At 39.1% G+C, this 15,231-nt stretch carries 13 protein-coding genes; 6 read left to right on the forward strand and 7 right to left on the reverse strand.

Features of this window, described 5'->3' with window-relative positions; translation table 11 throughout:
• Nucleotide 1 precedes the first annotated feature (1 nt).
• Nucleotides 2–499: a SixA phosphatase family protein gene (locus T7867_RS15790; protein ID WP_322299527.1), complete on the reverse strand. Its 498-nt coding sequence runs from the start codon at nt 497–499 to the stop codon at nt 2–4.
• Nucleotides 500–576: 77 nt separating this feature from the next.
• Nucleotides 577–1,179 carry a phosphoribosylanthranilate isomerase gene (gene trpF, locus T7867_RS15795; RefSeq protein ID WP_322299528.1) on the reverse strand — a complete coding sequence of 201 codons (603 nt, stop codon included), beginning with the start codon at nt 1,177–1,179 and terminating at the stop codon, nt 577–579.
• A 152-nt stretch (nt 1,180–1,331) separates the two neighbouring features.
• Between trpF and T7867_RS15800 the strand changes: the two genes are divergently transcribed.
• Genes T7867_RS15800 through rpe form a run of 3 tightly spaced genes read left to right on the forward strand, consistent with a single transcriptional unit; the run spans nt 1,332 to nt 4,330 of the window.
• Nucleotides 1,332–2,084 carry a hypothetical protein gene (locus T7867_RS15800; protein WP_322299529.1) on the forward strand — a complete coding sequence of 251 codons (753 nt, stop codon included), beginning with the start codon at nt 1,332–1,334 and terminating at the stop codon, nt 2,082–2,084.
• Nucleotides 2,074–3,654 (forward strand): S8 family peptidase, encoded by a 1,581-nt coding sequence (locus T7867_RS15805; RefSeq protein ID WP_322299530.1) that lies wholly within the window; start codon nt 2,074–2,076, stop codon nt 3,652–3,654. The genes T7867_RS15800 and T7867_RS15805 overlap by 11 nt, the downstream gene beginning before the upstream one ends.
• 13 nt (nt 3,655–3,667) lie before the next feature.
• Nucleotides 3,668–4,330 (forward strand): ribulose-phosphate 3-epimerase, encoded by a 663-nt coding sequence (rpe, locus tag T7867_RS15810; protein WP_322299531.1) that lies wholly within the window; start codon nt 3,668–3,670, stop codon nt 4,328–4,330.
• Between the two features lie 3 nt (nt 4,331–4,333).
• On the opposite strand, the gene T7867_RS15815 is transcribed toward rpe, so the two are convergent.
• The 5 genes from T7867_RS15815 to T7867_RS15835 form a co-directional block, all read right to left on the reverse strand.
• The gene (locus T7867_RS15815) at nt 4,334–6,961 is read right to left on the reverse strand and encodes a TonB-dependent receptor plug domain-containing protein (protein ID WP_322299532.1); all 2,628 of its coding nucleotides are present in this window, start codon (nt 6,959–6,961) and stop codon (nt 4,334–4,336) included.
• Nucleotides 6,915–7,853: a FecR family protein gene (locus T7867_RS15820; protein WP_322299533.1), complete on the reverse strand. Its 939-nt coding sequence runs from the start codon at nt 7,851–7,853 to the stop codon at nt 6,915–6,917. The genes T7867_RS15815 and T7867_RS15820 overlap by 47 nt, the downstream gene beginning before the upstream one ends.
• Nucleotides 7,854–7,908: 55 nt before the next feature.
• The gene (locus T7867_RS15825) at nt 7,909–8,427 is read right to left on the reverse strand and encodes an RNA polymerase sigma factor (protein ID WP_322299534.1); all 519 of its coding nucleotides are present in this window, start codon (nt 8,425–8,427) and stop codon (nt 7,909–7,911) included.
• A 6-nt stretch (nt 8,428–8,433) separates the two neighbouring features.
• Nucleotides 8,434–10,293, reverse strand: a complete 1,860-nt coding sequence (locus tag T7867_RS15830; RefSeq protein ID WP_322299535.1) for a glycoside hydrolase family 13 protein — start codon at nt 10,291–10,293, stop codon at nt 8,434–8,436.
• 76 nt (nt 10,294–10,369) lie between these two features.
• Nucleotides 10,370–11,362: a hypothetical protein gene (locus T7867_RS15835; RefSeq protein ID WP_068222193.1), complete on the reverse strand. Its 993-nt coding sequence runs from the start codon at nt 11,360–11,362 to the stop codon at nt 10,370–10,372.
• A gap of 265 nt (nt 11,363–11,627) precedes the next feature.
• Between T7867_RS15835 and T7867_RS15840 the strand changes: the two genes are divergently transcribed.
• The 3 genes from T7867_RS15840 to T7867_RS15850 are packed head-to-tail and all read left to right on the forward strand — an operon-like array spanning nt 11,628 to nt 15,216.
• Entirely contained in the window at nt 11,628–12,956 is a 1,329-nt protein-coding gene (locus T7867_RS15840; protein WP_068222190.1) for a M24 family metallopeptidase, read from the forward strand.
• Between the two features lie 3 nt (nt 12,957–12,959).
• The gene (locus T7867_RS15845; RefSeq protein ID WP_068222187.1) at nt 12,960–14,843 is read left to right on the forward strand and encodes a sensor histidine kinase; all 1,884 of its coding nucleotides are present in this window, start codon (nt 12,960–12,962) and stop codon (nt 14,841–14,843) included.
• Entirely contained in the window at nt 14,836–15,216 is a 381-nt protein-coding gene (locus T7867_RS15850; RefSeq protein ID WP_068222184.1) for a response regulator, read from the forward strand. Before T7867_RS15845 ends, T7867_RS15850 begins: the two co-directional genes overlap by 8 nt.
• Nucleotides 15,217–15,231: the final 15 nt, after the last annotated feature.

Consider the following 15,231-nt stretch of genomic DNA (forward strand, 5'->3'; position numbering starts at 1 on the left):
CCTAGTATTTCAATACAGTTACTGTGCCTTTGCCAATTTCAGATACAGTAACAATGAATATCATTCCGTACTCTTTTTCATCTAGTTGTTTGAATTTTTCTGAACCAAGTAAAATGTTAGCAACCATAGGCGTGGTATTGGAATGCCCAGAGATCAGAATGGTGCTCCCTTTATGCTTTTTCAGCATATCTTGAAGATAGGTCTGGCTTCTGAAATCATAAACATTAACAGTGAGTCCTTTTGCCTGAGCTAGTGGCTCAGCTGTAGTTCTGGTTCTTTTGAAAGGAGTTGAGTAAATGGCCGCTAAGTCTTGTTCTGCTAGTACTTCGGCCAATTTCTGGGCTCTTGTTTCACCCTCAGCGGAAAGAGAAGGGTCTCGAGGGTCGTCATTAGACTTCTCCGCATGGCGAACCAAGATAAAAGTGGTTAAATCGTTTTGAGCAAAAGCTTGACTTATTGCCAAACCCAATAGGAAACACAGAACCAAGATTTTTTTCATAGCTTCTAATCTATGAAAATATCTCGTGTGCTTTACAGGAAATTCTTTCTGAGGAATTTTTGACTATAATTAGCAAGCTAGACCCACTCATCGGCATCGAGTGCCTCAAGAATATCAGCCATTTGATCGAAGTCCTTATAGCCAGGGCGAATCTCGTCACCACCTTTAAGAGCAATTCCTTTAGGTTGAATAGCGCCTAGAACATCTTCAAGGTTATCTGTACTAAATCCACTAGCAATTACTAGTTCGGTTTCACTAGCTAGTGCTTCTAGGCTAGACGGTTCCGCTTTTTCATCTTCTAATAAGATATAAGCTATTTTATCACCAAACTGACTCGCTATGCTACTAGCATCTGCTAATGATAAAGCAGAATAGATAACCTCCTTACCAGTTTCACATGCTTCATCGATCATACTACTTTCCGATACTTGGATAGCCGATAAATTATACTGCGAAATAACTTCTGCCACTTTGCCTTGTGCACTTAGAGAATCAAACTCTCCAACAAAATCAACACCAGAAACCCAATCTGATAATTCTTTAAACGATTGTGGATCAGTATAATTAGGGTGCTTATCTTCAATATTAAATCCTAATTGATTTACTCCCATACCTGCACAGTATCGGGCATCACTTAGGTTATTTACTCCACTAATTTTCACAAAGGTTTTTAAGGCCATATCGCTGATTTTTAAAGCGTGGGCAAAGCTAATTCATTCCGAAAAACTAACCCAAAATACCACACACAAATGCTTATTAAGTACTAGGGTAAAATTATATTAGACTGTATTAATTGGTGTGAACAAGCTTTGCTACCATCAAACACTAAGCAATGCTTGCTAAACGTTTCAATAAGGTATTAATTCGCAATATGAAGCTGAAAAGCTGGATTCTTCTTTCTTTACTTATTGCTCTTGTGGTGGCCTGCGGTGGCGATGACGAAGAGCCAGAGCAACCGATTGACCCTAATCGGGGTAAAAGTTATTTCTTTTTAGAGCCTGGCAAATATAGAGAATACAACGTCTATGAGATCCGCTATTCAGGAGTTGGCTTTAGCGATACTTCAGAATATCAGATCAGGGTAGAAGTAGGGGAAGGCTTTGCTAGCGGTGGAGAGACCTCTCACTTGGTGAACAGATTTAGAAGGGAAGACGCTACAGAAAGATGGGAATTAGACTCGGTTTGGACTGCCAGAATTGAGGGCAATAAAGGCATTTCGGTTGAAAACAATGTTCCAATAGTCAAAATGACTTTCCCTTTAGATACTGGCAACAGATGGGATAGTAATTTGCTCAACAGTAGGTTGCCTGTGGTAAGCCGTGTTGTCAATTTCAATAGCAATTTTACAGTAGGGCTAAATACATTTCTTAAAACAGCCGAGGTGGAGTTTAGCAACTTTGATGACGGTATTGTGGATCGGTTCATCAGCAAAGAGGTTTATCGCGATAGCATTGGTATGATATATAAGCTGTACGATTCAGTTAAATACTGTACTCGCGATTGTCAGTTGGGTTCTCAGATAGTACAATCTGGTAGATACTACCGAGAAGAATTGATTGCTCATGGCTTTCTAGATGAGGATTAAGCTACTCACTGTCTTCCTTTTTTTTATTGGCCTAAATAGCTGGGCACAAGATAGGTACATGGTCTTTTTTACTGATAAGATCGGTAGCCCTTACAGTGTTCAATCTCCTGAAGACTTCCTTTCCGAACGAGCGCTGAAGCGAAGAGAAAACCAACAAATCGAAATTACAGAACAAGACTTACCTATTAGTCCGGTTTACAGACAGGGACTAAAAAGCATTGGTGCCGAGATTTATTTTTCTACTAAATGGATGAACGGCTGCTTAGTTCAGATGGATGAGAATGAAGCAATGGCTGTTCAAAGCTTGCCTTATGTTACTAAAGTTGAACTTGTAGCACCGAATGCGCCACTAAGCTATGCTTCTGAGAAAAATGAAGATCCGCTTCCTGGCTCAAATAATCTGGCTTCTTTTCAGCAAAGCATGCTGGCTATTGACTTAATGCACAGTTACGGATTTTATGGAGGAGGAATGCTTATAGCTGTATTCGATGACGGTTTTCAGAACCTAAGTCAATTAAATGCTTTTGATCACCTTTTCCTTGATAATAGGCTATTGTACACTTTCGATTTTGTAAACAATAGAGTGAATGTAGAAAACAGTGAAGATCATGGAACACGAGTTTTGTCCATCATTGGTGCCAGTGAAGCGAATTATACCGGAGCATCACCTCATGCTAGTTTTATTCTAAGTGTTACAGAAGCTCCTTTGGAATACCGCATAGAGGAATACAATTGGCTATTTGCAGCAGAAAAGGCAGACTCTGCTGGTGTTGATATTATTAATACATCGTTAGGCTATAAAACAGGTTTCAGCGACCCATCAATGAACTACGCTGACATTGAGCTAGATGGTAAAACAGCGGTGATTACCCAAGCGGCTAACGTGGCAGCATCAAAAGGAATTTTACTCGTTAACAGTGCTGGAAATGATGGGGATTTAGTCAGCGCACCAGCTGATAGCCCAAATGTGCTAGCAGTAGGAGCAATTACAGCAGATAGCGTTTTGGTTGGGTTTAGTAGTAGAGGGGCTAATACGGTAGATGCCTTTAAGCCAGATGTTGTTGCCCAAGGTGTTGGGACTTCTCTAATAACTTCTACTGGTAATTACGCAGCACAAAACGGTACTTCATTTTCTTCTCCTCTAATTGCCGGGTTGGCAGCTGGGGTGTGGCAGGCTTACCCAGGTAAATCAGCGGAAGAACTTCGAGAGATGATTAAGCTATCGGGTAACATGGCTAACACACCAGATAATTTGTATGGTTACGGTATTCCAAGCTTTGCTAGAATTATTGAAAACGAGAGGGGTATTTACAGTAGCAACGAGCCTATTTACACGGCTTTTCCCAACCCAACGTTCGACCATATTCAAATGAGTTTTAGTTCTGAATATTTTGGGCAACAGCTAACAATCCAGTTGATTCGCGGAAATGGGAGCTTAAAGAAAGAGTTTCTGTATATACCTTTTGAAGCCAGAAACCCTTTGCAAATAGATTTACCGGAGAGTGGTTTGTACTTTATTCGTGTTATGAGTAAGTCTGAATCTACCACTCGAAAGATCATTAAATATTAATTTATATTTGTTCATGAACTCACCTATAGTTGCCCCTTCGGTGTTGGCCGCAGATTTTGCCAACCTTCAACGCGATATCGAAATGCTGAATGAAAGTCAGGCTGATTGGATTCATATCGATATAATGGATGGTGTTTTTGTACCTAATATTTCCTTCGGTTTACCTGTTTTGGAAGCTATTAATAAGTATGCTAAAAAGCCATTAGACGTTCACCTTATGATTGTGAACCCCGAGAAGTACATAAAAGCTTTTAGAGATGCTGGCGCTGCTAATATTACGGTTCACTTTGAAGCATGTAATCACTTACACAGAATGCTAGAAGAGATCAAGTCTTTAGATTGCAAAGCAGGTGTTGCGGTAAACCCTCATACTAATGTGCAATTGCTCGAAGATACCATTAAGGATATTGATTTAGTGTGTATGATGAGTGTAAACCCTGGGTTTGGAGGACAAAAATTCATTCAGAATACCTACAAGAAAGTAAGGCAGTTGAAGGAAATCATTGCCGAAAACGAGGCTCATACATTAATTGAAATTGATGGGGGAGTAAATGCTCAAAATGCCAAGCCACTAATGGAAGCAGGTGCAGACGTTCTGGTAGCTGGTAGTTTTGTATTTAAGTCAGTAGACCCAATTGAGACAATAGAAGAGTTAAAAAATGTGGTTTCCACTTAAAGCCTAGAAGCTAAACCTTACACTTAAGTTGGGAGTGAATTCCAAGAAAAACTTAGTTCTCTGCGCAATTACTACCTCGTTGTTCTGATTCAGGTCTATGAGGTAGCCTATATTATATACATTCCTTCTATTAAATATATTCATAAGACTAAAGCCAACTTCTCCTCGCCAAGTCTTTCCCTTGAACCTATGCCATACAGAGGCATCAAAACGGTGGTAATTGGCTACTCTTAGACTATTAGGTTTGCTAAAACGCAACTCGTACTTTTCATTTACCCCTGGACCCGGTGGGTTAGGACTGTTGTTTTTGCGATTGAGCCGCACATTATTGATACCAGTGTAAGGAGCACCTGTTTTGAAAGTATAACCCAATGAAAACTCCCAGTTTCCACGTGAGAGCGTGCTTGAAAAACTAAACTGATGCCTGATGTTCAGGTTAGAGGCGAAGGTTGTTGGAAATAGTTCTGAAAAGCTTACTTCCGAATCCTGAAAATTATAGCTAAACCAAGTTTTGATGTATTTCCAGCGTTTACGGAGCGTCAAGTCTGCTCCAACAATTCTTTCAGTACCCTGATTGAATCCTGCCTCTCTGGTAAAGCCAAAACCTAAATTTCTGGCCAATAGTCCGTCTACGTTCTTTTGGTAAAAATCGAAATCTATAAGCCATGATTTCGTGTTTCTAATGAAGCCAAGACTCACCTGCTTATTGATGAGCATAGGAACTAACTCATCATCATCGGCCAGTAACCAATGCTGCTCTATAGCGTTAGAAATGGTGAATTGAGACTCTTTGATTGTGCTCAAATACTGATGGTATATGCCATAAGTACTCTTAAAGAGCAATTGTTCATTGAGATTATAATTGAGCTTTATTTGCGGACTAAAGACACTTCTGTCTATGGATTCAATGGCTGTTAGTCTTCCGCTCAATACCAACTCTAGAGGAGCTGAAAGCTTGAGGTTAAGGTCGGAAAATACTGCGTGTATGTTTCCCTCAGAGTTAATTTGCTCCGCTTGGTCTTGCTCAAAAAAGTTCTCAGTATTAATAAGGTTTTTGATTTTGAATTCATTGAATTGATAACCAATGGTCAGCTTATGCAGGTCTTTGTAGATGGAGGTGTGACTAAGTCGCAATTCCAAGTTTTCAATATCATTACTCCTTTCTTGCTTATCGTCATCAGAGTCTATGGTGGGGTTCCGAAGGTTAGTGTAGTCATATTCCATTCCATAATCTGAGTAGGCAGCACTTACAGATAAAGACTGTTTATCCGTCACTCTTTGGATCCATGAAATATCTGCTCCAGAACTTTTGATCTGGTGCGATTGTACAATATTTTGCCGTTCTCTCAAATCGTTCTCCCTATGGTTAAATTGACTTCGGTTTCTGATATAACCTAGCTTAATAGATGTCTTATCTGTTGGTTCGTAATTCCAATGAAAATTGAGGTCGGAAAAATTAAGGTCATTGCTGTATTCGCTTTCGTAAACAATGCCTTGTGGGTCTCTTATCTCTCTACCAAACAACTTTTCTCCGTAGGCATTATAGGTCCAAGTAGGGATGGCATCATTATAAGACCTTCTAGCTGCAAACATTACAGATCCCTTTTTACCTAAAAATGGAGTTTTAATAAAAGCATCTCCATGCGTCATATTAAGGCTGAGCTCAGCATTCAATGTTTGGTCAATTTCATTTCTTGAAGCTAATGAGATAAGACCTGCCGAAGCCCCTCCATATTGAACAGGCACATAGTTTTTATAGACGTCTAAAGTGCCAATTGAAGAAGGTATAAAGCTGGATATATTACCGAAATAATGAGCAGAATGATAGATGGGCACGTTGTTCCAGTATAGCAGCGTATTGTCTCGAGAGCTTCCTCTTACATTTATTCCGGAAGCAGATTCATCATTAGAGTTGACCCCTGAAATTATCTGAGCTGAAAGCAGTACATCTCGCTCTGCTAAACCAGGGAGTATCTCCATTTCTTGAGGAAGAATGCGAAAACTATTGGCTTTTGGGTCGGAAGCAATACCAGCATTTAAGTACTCCTTCAGTTCGTAATCATTTAAATCTAATGGCTCTGGTAGGAGGCGTACCTGATGCACCTGATAAGAATTTAAACTATCAACGTGTATGCTGAACGATTGAAAGCCAAGATAAAACACCTCCAATACAACTCCCTTGTGGTTAGGTATTACCAATCTTGCTAACCCTAATTTATCAGTCACTAAGCCTAGTTTGCTAGCATTTTGCTTAATGGTGGCGAAGGGGAGGGCTAAGTAAGTTTCGGCATCAAGCACCTCAATAGTCAAGAATTTAGAGGCTGCTTTCTTTATGACATAATACTGATCATCGATTTTCTGGAACTCGAGTGCAGTGTTGCTCAATGCAGCTTGAAGCGCCAAGTCTAAATCATTGGTTTGTGGTATACTATTGAGCTTAATGCCTTTAAGTGCATTAGGGTCGAAAGAGAACCTGATACTGAATTGCTTTTCTAGATTGTTCAGCACTGATTTTAAAGAAACTGCGGTCTCATTTTGAGCCATCAGGTTTAGACTAAAAATGAGAAAGAGTGGGAGAACAAGCCTAATTCTGCTCAATACCGATAATGTTGAGTTCCTTGCTGTTAGCATTGTAGCTATACTCAAGCCCTTTGGTAGACATAACAATTTGTATGGCGGTTTCCACATTATCATTCGGGTAAGACCCAGTAAAACGTTCTGAAGTTAATGATATGTTGGATGAGATAGATATCCCAAATGAATTTCTCAAAGCATCTAGAGCTTCAGAAAACGGCACATTGCTCAGCTCAGTAATATTTTGAGACAACCAAAGCGGCCTTTCCTGATCTTGAATTTGCCATTGATCGATCAGTTGTCCGTCTTCAACCCTAAGGCCATCTCCCTTCTGAAGAGTAGCGTTAGCACCTTTGGTAAGCACCTTCACTACTCCAGAGTGAACCTGAACATTTAGATATTCGGCCCTTTGACTAACATTGAAACTAGTTCCTAAAACTACAACTTGACCTTGGCTAGTATTAACCTCAAAGTTGACTCCTTTGGTCACTTCAAAGAATGCTTCGCCCTCAAGGGTTAATTTTCTGTTTTCTGAGAATGTCTTAGGGTCGAACTTCAGAACTGAATTGACATTTAGAGTTACTGTTGAGTTATCTGGTAAGGTTACAACCTTGGTTTCACCAAATTGGGTTTTGTAAACTTCATAACTTGGTTTAGTTAAGAAATAAACCAGAGAGATGCCCACAACGAGAACAGCAGCCACTGCTAACTTCCAAATAGGGTGTACGGTCTTAGTTTTAGGCGCAACAGTCTTCTTCCTTTCTTGTAACCTTTGTAATTCCAATTCAACATTGTAAGCGGGAAAAGCCATTTTATCGGTAGAGGAAATTATCTTCAGCAAGTCCTTTCCTTCTTCAGAAGTCTCAAAATTCTCCTTTTCAGCAGGGGTGAGTTCATTGGCCAACCATTTGGCCAAGAAGTCTTCACTATTTTCAGAATTAGAACTCATATTATTCTCTCTATGCTTACATCCACTTCATAAGAAATTACCCTACCTGCCTGTTCTATATTTTTTCGTTTATCTGCATTCTAAGTTTTAAAAGGGCCTTATGCATGCGTTTTTCTACTGCTTTAACACTTACATCCAATGCTTCTGCAATTTCGCTGTAAGTCATTTTTTCAATTCTGTTCATTAAGAAAACCTCACGCTGACCATCAGGTAAACCTTCGATTGCTTGTTGCACTTTTAGGTCGAATTCAGTAAACTCCATTTCGAACTCTGGCGTTTCGGAGTGGCTAGGTTTAAACAGAAAATGAATGTGCTTTTCTTTAGTCTTTTCTTTCTCCAGACTTTTAAGCATTTGATTTTGAGCTACCTTAAAGACGAAAGCCTTTGCCATAGAAGGCAGCACTTGCGCACACTTCTGCCATAGAATAAGAAATGCCTCTTGAACCATGTCGTTAGACTTGTCTATGTCACGATACTTGGCATAAAGAAAGTTCCGAAGCAAAGGTGCTATGCTCCGAAAGAGTGAGTTGTAAATGTTTTCATTGCAGCTATCAGTAGCCTGCTTAATATCCAAGGTTAATTACTTGAGAGTGAGTACAGTGGTGGTTTTTCCAGCAACTTTAAAGTCTTTAGCTAAGTCAAAGTTCTTTCCAGAAATAACATCCATACCAAAGGTAAAACCTCTGAGCATTTCTAAGTGCTTTTCTCGAGAAATTGTGGTTTCTGAATCATTCATGTTCATAATTACCATAACCCTTTCTCGGCCGGTGTATCTGAAATAGACATAAACATTGTTCTCAGGAACAAAATGGAGGAGCTTACCATGCTTTACTGCATCACTAGTTTTTCTCCAATTTGTGAGCTTTGTAACATACTGATGCATATCGTTTTCTTCGGCTGTTCTACCTTCTTTAGTAAATACAGAGCGACTGTCACCTGCCCAACCTCCGGGCATTTCGGCACGTTTTGCACCATCTCCCCAATCACTTGGGCCAGCCTTAAAAGCTAGTTCAGTACCATAATAAACCTGTGGTATTCCTCTAGTGGTCAATAGAAATGCATAAGCCATTTTTAAGTGCTTCGGGTTTTCTCCAAGTGTTGAATAGATTCTACTGATATCGTGATTATCTAGAAAGATAACGTTCTTCATTGGGTCTGAATAGAGCCTGTCTTGGGAGAGTGCATAATAGATTTTCATCAGACCAGTTTCCCAGCCAAAGCCCTGATTAAAAGCATCTCTCACGGCAAAATGAATCTGGAAATCGGTTACAGATGGAAGATAAGATTCATAGCCATCGTTTTCTCCTAGCTTATCTTGTTGCCAATAGGACTCATGAGCTACAGTTTCCACCCAAGATTCGCCTACAATATTAAAATGAGGATATGCAGCAATCACCTCTTTGGCCCATCTGGCCATGTAGTCTTGATAAGGATATAGGTAGGTATCCATTCTGATTCCGTCAATGCCTGAGTATTCTATCCACCAAAGGGTGTTTTGAATCAGATAGTCAGCTAACTGCTGATTGCGTTGATCTAAATCTGGCATTTCTGTGACAAACCAACCCTTAACTAGCTTATTGTTGTCATACTTTGAAGCATAAGGATCGGAAGCAATTGTTCCTCTGTAGTTGGTATTACCGTAAACCTCATGATCGTGAACCCAATCTTTAAACGGCAAATCCTTCATCCACCAATGCTGATCCCCGATATGGTTATGGATCATATCCATAATTACTTTGAGTCCTTTATCGTGGCAAGCTTTTACAAAGGCAACAAACTCTTCATTAGAACCAAAGCGCCTGTCAATCTTATACATATCTGTAGCTGCGTAGCCGTGATAAGCTTTATATTCAGGTGTTTGATCGTTTTCAAAGACAGGAGTGAGCCAAACGGCAGTCATCCCTAGGTTTTTTATGTAGTCTAAATGGTCTAAAACACCCTTTAGGTCACCACCATGCCTGCCACTAGGGTGGTCTCTTCTGGCTGGCTCCAACATGCCCTCAACAGTATCATTATTAGGATTGCCATTAGCAAATCGGTCGGGCATTAGCAAGTAAATCACGTCTTCACTGCTAAACCCTTGATTCCGCTTCAGCTCCTTAACTCTAGGCTTTAGTTCGTAAGAAATGGTTTTGGTATCTGCTCCATTAGTGAGGGTGAGGCTGAAAGTACCTGCCAACACATCGGGGCTTATTTCCAAATACACAAATTTATAGTTGGGAGAATCACCAGAAACCTGCTTAACCATGGTTATTCCTTTATGCTGAACATTGGCTTTATACTGCCCTATGTTTTCACCATAAATCATCAATTGCAGGTTTTCGGTAGGCATTTTTGCATACCAGAAAGGCGGTTCAACCTTAAGATCGCTCTGCTGAGCTAAACCGTTTGTTCCAAAAGAAAGTGCGAATAGAAATAGTAAAAGCTTAAGTTTTCCCATGATGAGCTGATTGTGTTTGGTAAACTACAGAAATAATGGGATACAGGAAAAAATGGTCTCATTCAACCGTTTGCATTCAGCCAATAAGGTAATCTATGGCTTTGTCTACAATTGATGCAGCCACCCAAGTAAAGAAGGGGATAATCAAATAAAAGATAAATCTCGAAGCTGTAGGGATATTAATAGGGATTTCTGGAGTAGCTGTTATTAAGCGTTTGTAAGTCATTAAGTCAACCACATTTATATTCTCCAAATTGTTACCTATTCGAGATTTTTCAAGGGCTTTTTTATCTCCCTCAATTCCTTTTTCTATTAATCCAATTTCTAATTCTTTGGCTGAAATTATCCTTTTCCGAACTCCACTGAGCGGAGTAACTACCATCCATACAATAGAGGGGATAAGAGGCAATAAGGCAGGATTGTATAGCTCAATTGAATCTATACTTTCAATGAAAAGAATAGTATAGACTCCTACAAAAGCCAAAATACTTATAACGCCAGCACTTGTCAGTGGCATTAACTGCTCAGTATTTAGAATATCTATCTCAATCGCTCTTGAAAGCCTATTCATCTTAGTCATGTTACGCAGGTAGGTACTAGTAGATTGCCAAATCATAATCCATATGATCAAGATTTGAATAATAGAGTAAACCTTGAGAAACGGATAGGGCACTTCATTAAATGAAAAGCTGGCTCCATTGACAAAGAAGCCGTGTAACAAACCAATACAGATAGGAATGAGCATTTCTTTCCATGAAAGTTTCTGATCATGAAATTCCTGAATATGATCTTGCTTTTCGGATTCATTGAGCTTGGTGTAGCTCAACAACTTAAAGAAGCCTTTTTCATGATTGTTATTAATTATTCGGGAAATAAAAACCAGATAACCAGTGGTAAGAATAAAGAAGAAGGTGGTTGAATAAAGACTGTAACTATGTTTAATTCCTTCAATTTCAAATACTAAGGCTTGTAACAGAACAAAGAACACACAGGTAAGAACACCCACCAACCAATTTGGCAATTGAGAAGAAGTGAGGCGTAATAGAAATGGTTGTGATGGTTTATTCATGTCTGATAAACTTACAATTTAAACAGTATGAAATGAAGGTCAAGAAGCCATTCAAATTTTATTAATTGTAGCCAGTATTGGTTGAAGAGAATTAACTGCTCAAATCCAAAAAACTGTTACCAATAAAAACCTTGAACATTTAGTTGATGATACTATAAATAAATTAGTATTAGTCTTAATAATTTGGACATCTTAGCTGATCTGTAAGAAGTCTTGGTCAGGAATTCATAATTTGACCTTATTTTAGATCCACAATTCAACCAATATGAAAAAACTACTTCTCTTATTCTTTATGATTTGTTCATTGAGCATGGTAGCTCAGCATGAATATGGAAACATTTTATCTATGAAAGATAGAGCCACTACCATTAACAGGTTGCTAGAAGATAAAGTGAAGAATTACCTTCCTGAAATCATGAGAAGAGAGGGAATTGATATGTGGCTGGTTATTTCTAGAGAGTACAATGAAGACCCAGTAATAGAAACCCTACTACCAGCAGAATGGCTTGCCGCAAGAAGACGAACCATACTTGTTTTTTACGATCGTGGAGATGGTAAAGAGTTAGAAACTTTAGCTGTTGCCAGATATGATGTGGGTTCAGTTTTTAAAAGTGCATGGAATAAGGAAGAGCAACCTAATCAATGGGCACGCTTGGCAGAGATTATAAGTGAGAGAAACCCTAAAAAAATAGGTGTAAATAAATCTGAATACTTTGGTTTAGCTGATGGTATTGTAGCTACTGACTATGAAGGACTTAAAGAAGCCATAGGAGCTCAGTTTTCCAAAAGAGTTGTATCGGCCGAAAAGGTGGCAATTGGCTGGTTAGAAACAAGAACTGCGGCAGAAATGGCCATTTATCCGCATATAGTCAAAATTGGACATGAGATCATTAAAGAAGCCTTTTCTTCTAAGGTAATTACACCAGGGGTTACCACAACGGAAGATGTGGTTTGGTGGATGCGAGAGAAAGTACGAGAGTTAAAGCTCCAGGCTTGGTTTCACCCTACAATAGACATACAGAGAGCCGACCCAGAAAGGTTCGACCACCTAAGAACTTTTAGTAAGCGCCCAGAACCTGGTGTAATAATGCCTGGCGATCTTATTCATTGTGATTTTGGTATTACTTATCTCAGACTGAATACTGACCAGCAACAGCATGCTTACATTTTAAAATCAGGCGAAACAGATGTACCTGAATACCTAAAGAAGGCATTCAAAAATGGTAATAGGCTACAAGATATCTTCACTAATAATTTTAAAGAAGGTAGAACTGGTAATGAGGTTCTGAAGATGAGTAGGGAACAGGCCATAGCCGAAGGAATTACTCCATCAATTTATACTCACCCTATTGGTTATCATGGTCATGCAGCTGGTACCACTCTGGGTATGTGGGATTCTCAAGGAGGCGTACCTGTAACCGGAGATTACCCACTACACTTAAATACTGCCTATTCTATTGAGCTGAATGCATCTACCTTTGTTGAAGAATGGGGCAAAGACGTAAGAATAATGTTAGAAGAAGAAGCTTTCTTCAATAAAGATGGCGTACGCTATATAGATGGGAGGCAAGAGGAGATTATCATAGTAAAGTAAGGCTTGAAGCATTTTTTAGTTTACATATCATTTTTTTTCCTCTCTATTGGAGGCTTATCTGCTCAGACCGAGTCATACTTCGATCTAAGAGGTCAGTCGTTTTCTGATCCTGTCAAGCTTGATGGTCAGTGGGAATTCTATTGGCAGCAATTCATATCAGAAAAGAATAATCAAGGCAGCTTTGAGCTTCTGGAGGTTCCTGGCGATTGGTATCAAGAACCGTTTGATAAACAGTTTACTAAAACTGGGTATGGTACATATAGAACTAATGTGGTTGTAGATGGGGGCAATCCTGAAGATTTAGGACTGTATATCCCTCACATATTTTCATCCTACAAGCTACTTATTAATGGAGACTTGGTTTATAAATCTGGCGAAGTAGGTAAGTCTAGGAAAGAATATCAGCCTAACAGAGAACCCAAAGTATTCAACCTTTCAAAATATGGCCAAACTCAATACGAGATCATCATTGAAGTAGCCAACTACGATCATATGAACTCTGGTTTATTATATTCTCTAGAATTAGGGAATTTTGAAGACTTAAGGTACGAGCTTATGGCTCGCCAAGATGTCAATCTCTTTTTGGCGGGGGGGTTATTTATTACTGGCTTTGTGCTTTTGGCTTTTGCTATCTCATACAAGCAATTAGAGCTTCAGATTCCTTTCTATGCGCTGTTCTCCATCAGTCTAATGTATAGAATGCTTGGAGCAGACCCATATCCCTTGCATGCTCTTTTCACTGGTTACCCATTCGGAATATCAATTCACTTAGAATACCTCACCATACATTCTGCCGCCTTGTTTGGAGGATTATTTGTGTTCTATCTATACCCAAACCAGACCAACAAGTATCTCAAGTATATTTTTGTGATAGGCACGCTCTTTAGCATGGGGTGCATTGTGTTTTTAGAACCTGTGGTATTTACAGGGCTTTTAAAGTATTATCTGTTTTTTGTAATAGTCTATGTCGGTGTATTCATTTACATAATAGCTAAGGCCAGAATTGAAAGAGAAGTAAGTTCTAGCTTCTTGGTTTTTGCTATGGTGGTGGTGCTTCTATGGACTGCTTTTCAGATTATCACCTTTTTAGGTTTAGGCAAAGTGCCATATTACTTGAACGTAGCACTCATGTCCATGATAGTTGTATTCTGCAACTTGGCGCTCTTTAGAACATTCATGTTGAAAATCCAGTCGGTAGATCAGGCGCAGGCCGAATTCAACCTGAATAAGGCCAAACAAAACATGCTGTCTCTTATTTCACATGAAATTAAGACACCCGTTTCTACACTTCGAATGAACATTGAAATGCTCAAAGCAGGTTTGGAAAGTGGCAAGGCTATTCCTGATTCTATGATGGAAAAAATTGTATGGGGGAGCTCAGAAGCCGTTGTAGATATAAAACAAATGGTCAATGACTTTGTCTACTTTATGAGTAGGGCCGATACAGGTGTGTGTGTAATAGCAGCTGAAGAAATTGCCAGTAGACTTACCGCGAGGTTCACTATGAACCACCTTAGTATTAAAGTTGCTTCAGGTTTAAAGGGAAGTTATAAAACCGATTTGCTCACGCTTGAGTATATTCTAAGTACTCTACTCAATAATGCCGAGAAGTATTCATCAGCTTCAGATCCGACTCCAGAACTCTGTCTTTACGAACAAGAAGATTGCTTAATTATAGAAGTTAAGGATTATGGAGTAGGAATGGACAAAGAACAAATTAGGCAGTTGGGCGAAACAAAGCTTCAATTGGACGAAAAGTCTGAAATATCTGGTGTAGGGTTTTACCTTGCAAGAGAATTGTCCAACCAGTTAGATCATAGTCTTAATATTGAATCTAATCCTGGAGTGGGAACCTCAGTTAGAATAGAATTAAAACGAAATGATTAACCTGCTGTTAGTTGATGATAATTTCTCTGTGAGAGATACCTTGAAAGACTTTTTGGAGTTTTTCTACAACGACCTTAATATTTTCATGGCCAAGAATGGCAAGGAAGCCATAAATCTTGTTGAGAATAATAAGATGGATATTGTAATATCTGATCAGATGATGCCAGATATGAAAGGCTCTGATTTTTTAGCTTCGGTGATTGATAAACTAAGAGCAGATAAGGCTTGGATTTACATTTATAGCGGCCAATTAACAGAAGAGCTAAGAATAGACTTTAAAGACTATGGAGAAGTGAAAGTGATAGATAAATTCACTAACCCTATGTTCTTCAAAGAGATAATTGAGAACTATAAAGTTGCAGTAACTAATTAGAACCTTCGTGAAACA

Origin of the sequence: Roseivirga spongicola (assembly GCF_034376045.1) — a bacterium.
GTDB classification, from domain to species: domain Bacteria; phylum Bacteroidota; class Bacteroidia; order Cytophagales; family Cyclobacteriaceae; genus Roseivirga; species Roseivirga spongicola.